We start from the raw sequence: 2,601 nt of genomic DNA, 5'->3' as shown, positions 1-2,601 counted from the left end.
TCAGCGTTGGGTCGTTGCGCGGCACCAGCGGGCTGGATGCCACAACCTCATGCCCCTGTTTTTCAAAGTAGTTCAGAAAGGTCGATCGGATATCGTTCAGGGTTGGCATAGGGCTCTCTCGGCGCACATAAATCTTGGTCACCGCAGGTTTATCCCCCTGTCAGAAAAGTGTCCACAGCAGAGGTGCGCCAGAATGCAGCAAGGCGGTCCAATGGACCGCCTTGTTTCGTTCTTACCTACTTTCGTTTGGAAATAACCGGACTTCCGGTTTTCCAATCAACGACCGTCACGCTTCGAGGATGTCATCATCCTCGACAGCACCCGGTGGCATATCGAAATCCAGCCCATGTGCAGCGCGGATCTTGTCTTCAATGTCCAAGGCGATCCGGCTGTTGTCACGCAAATATTGCTTGGCGTTCTCACGCCCCTGCCCGATCCGCTCATCGCCATAGCTGAACCACGACCCCGATTTCTCGACCACGCCAGCTTTGACACCCAGATCCAGCAGCTCACCCATTTTCGAGATACCTTCGCCGTACATGATGTCGAATTCGACCTGCTTGAAGGGCGGTGCAACCTTGTTCTTTACGACCTTGACGCGTGTTTGGTTGCCGACAACCTCGTCCCGGTCCTTGATCGCGCCGATGCGGCGGATATCCAGACGCACAGAGCTATAGAACTTCAGCGCGTTACCACCGGTGGTGGTTTCCGGGCTGCCGAACATCACACCAATTTTCATCCGGATCTGGTTGATGAAGATCACCATACAATTCGAACGGCTGATCGAACCGGTCAGTTTCCGCATCGCCTGGCTCATCAGACGGGCCTGAACGCCAACATTGCTGTCGCCCATATCGCCTTCAAGCTCGGATTTCGGCGTCAGCGCCGCCACCGAGTCGACCACGACCATGTTGACCGCGCCAGACCGCACCAGTGTATCGGTGATTTCCAGAGCCTGTTCGCCCGTGTCCGGCTGCGAAATCAGAAGCTCATCCAAATCAACGCCCAGCTTGCGGGCATATTGCGGGTCCAATGCGTGTTCCGCATCCACAAAGGCACAGACGCCGCCACGCTTTTGCTGCTCTGCGATGCAATGCAGCGTCAGCGTTGTCTTGCCCGAGCTTTCCGGGCCGTAAATCTCAACAATCCGCCCCATCGGCAGACCGCCGATTCCCAGCGCGATGTCCAGACCAAGTGAGCCGGTCGAGCTTGCGTCGATGTCCTGCTTGGCACCTTCGCCCAGCTTCATGATCGAACCTTTGCCGAACTGCCGTTCGATCTGGGCCAGCGCGCTGTCGAGCGCCTTTTGCTTGTCTGCGTTTTTCTTGTCGCTCATTGTCAGAAGATCCGCCATTGTCCTGTCGCCTTCCCTTTTGTCACACCCTTGATCGGGCGGCAATCGCTGCTTTGTTCGCCTCTTGTTCCTTATGGGACCAAAAAGAGAACATTTCAACTAAAACTTACAGAACTCACTCTTCTGCAATTGTGTTAAAGAGTCGTTTACGACAATCTGCCCAAATACTCAGGACAAAGCGGGGCGCGGTACATGCTTGTTTTCTTTGAAGAGCGTCTGGCTTTTCTTGCCGTTCCCAAGACTGGAAGCACGGCTTATCACACGGCCTTGCGTGACCGAGCTGATCTTGTTGTCACACACCCACCGGAACTGAAACACGCACCGGTGCGCCGGTTTGATCGCTTTTTTCAAAACATGTTTTTGAAAATGTACGACACGGAAATGGAAATCATGGCCGTTGTACGCGAACCCATCGACTGGCTGGGCAGTTGGTATCGGTTTCGCAGTCGCGAAGACCTGATCGGCCACCCCCATTCCACACGCGACATGAGTTTTGACAGGTTTGTTCAAGCCTATATGCAAAACCCACGCCCCGAATTTGCCGATGTTGGAAGCCAAAGCCAGTTTTTCCGTACCCGTAGCAATGGGCGTGGAGCGACTCATATCTTCAAGTATGAAAACCAGACCGGGATATTGGACTTCTTGCAAACGCGTCTGAACATGGACATCGACTTGTCACGTGAAAACGTGTCGCCCGCTGGGGATCTGAGCCTTTCGCCGGGTACTGAAAGCCAATTCCTTAAGACACATGCAGCGGAGTTTGCCATTCATCGCGAAGCGCTTTGATCAGTTCATTTGCTGAAAGACAGCCTCGGTCAACTGATTGAGCGAGAAGGGTTTGGGCAAGAAAGTTGAGTTTGAAATGCCCGGTCCGGACTCGCCGAATGCGCCCTCGGTATATCCTGAAACAAACACAACCCGCGCGTTTGGGCGCGTTTCCCGCGCTTTGCGGACCCAGGTAGGCCCGTCCATACCCGGCATGACCACATCGGTTACAAAGACATCTACGTTCAATGACGCGTCTTCGAGAAGCTTCAGCGCCTCTTCCGCCGAATCCGCTTCGAGAACGGTATAGCCCTTCAATCGCAGCGCGCGGGTGGCAAAGGCGCGGACCGGTGCCTCGTCTTCGACCAGCAGCACCACCCCCTCGCCTTGCCGAGTGCTTTGCGTGTCAGGTTTTGCCGGGGTCTTGATCTCAATCTCTTCAGCGGTCGCGCACACCGGCAGAAAGACCGTAAACTCCGTAC

The 2,601-nt window shown here is 54.9% G+C and carries 4 protein-coding genes; 1 reads left to right on the top strand and 3 read right to left on the bottom strand.

What is annotated here, in order from left to right:
- Together AC2FNU_RS24540 and recA are read right to left on the bottom strand one after the other, a co-directional pair.
- The coding region (locus tag AC2FNU_RS24540; protein WP_496794158.1) for an alanine--tRNA ligase-related protein at positions 1-109 on the bottom strand (109 nt) is incomplete at its 3' end.
- Between the two features lie 177 nt (positions 110-286).
- Complete coding sequence (gene recA, locus AC2FNU_RS24535; protein ID WP_496794153.1) at positions 287-1,354, bottom strand: recombinase RecA; 1,068 nt, start codon at positions 1,352-1,354, stop codon at positions 287-289.
- A gap of 192 nt (positions 1,355-1,546) precedes the next feature.
- On the opposite strand from recA, the gene AC2FNU_RS24530 reads away from it, so the two are divergent.
- A complete protein-coding gene (locus tag AC2FNU_RS24530; protein WP_496794149.1) occupies positions 1,547-2,140 on the top strand; it encodes a sulfotransferase family protein in 594 nt (197 codons plus the stop codon).
- On the opposite strand, the gene AC2FNU_RS24525 is transcribed toward AC2FNU_RS24530, so the two are convergent.
- Positions 2,141-2,601: response regulator (locus AC2FNU_RS24525; RefSeq protein ID WP_496794144.1), on the bottom strand; the 461-nt coding region annotated here is incomplete at its 5' end. It lies immediately after the preceding gene.

The sequence above is a fragment of the Ruegeria sp. BHSB064 genome (assembly GCF_059613205.1).
The sequence above is the reverse complement of the archived record's forward strand: the minus strand, read 5'-3'. Positions and strand labels throughout refer to the sequence as shown.

What these genes read in the sequence shown, in the direction of transcription:
- AC2FNU_RS24530 (WP_496794149.1), top strand. Translation starts at nt 1,547, where the DNA reads ATGCTTGTTTTCTTTGAAGAGCGTCTGGCTTTTCTTGCCGTTCCCAAG.
- recA (WP_496794153.1), bottom strand. Translation starts at nt 1,354, where the DNA reads ATGGCGGATCTTCTGACAATGAGCGACAAGAAAAACGCAGACAAGCAA.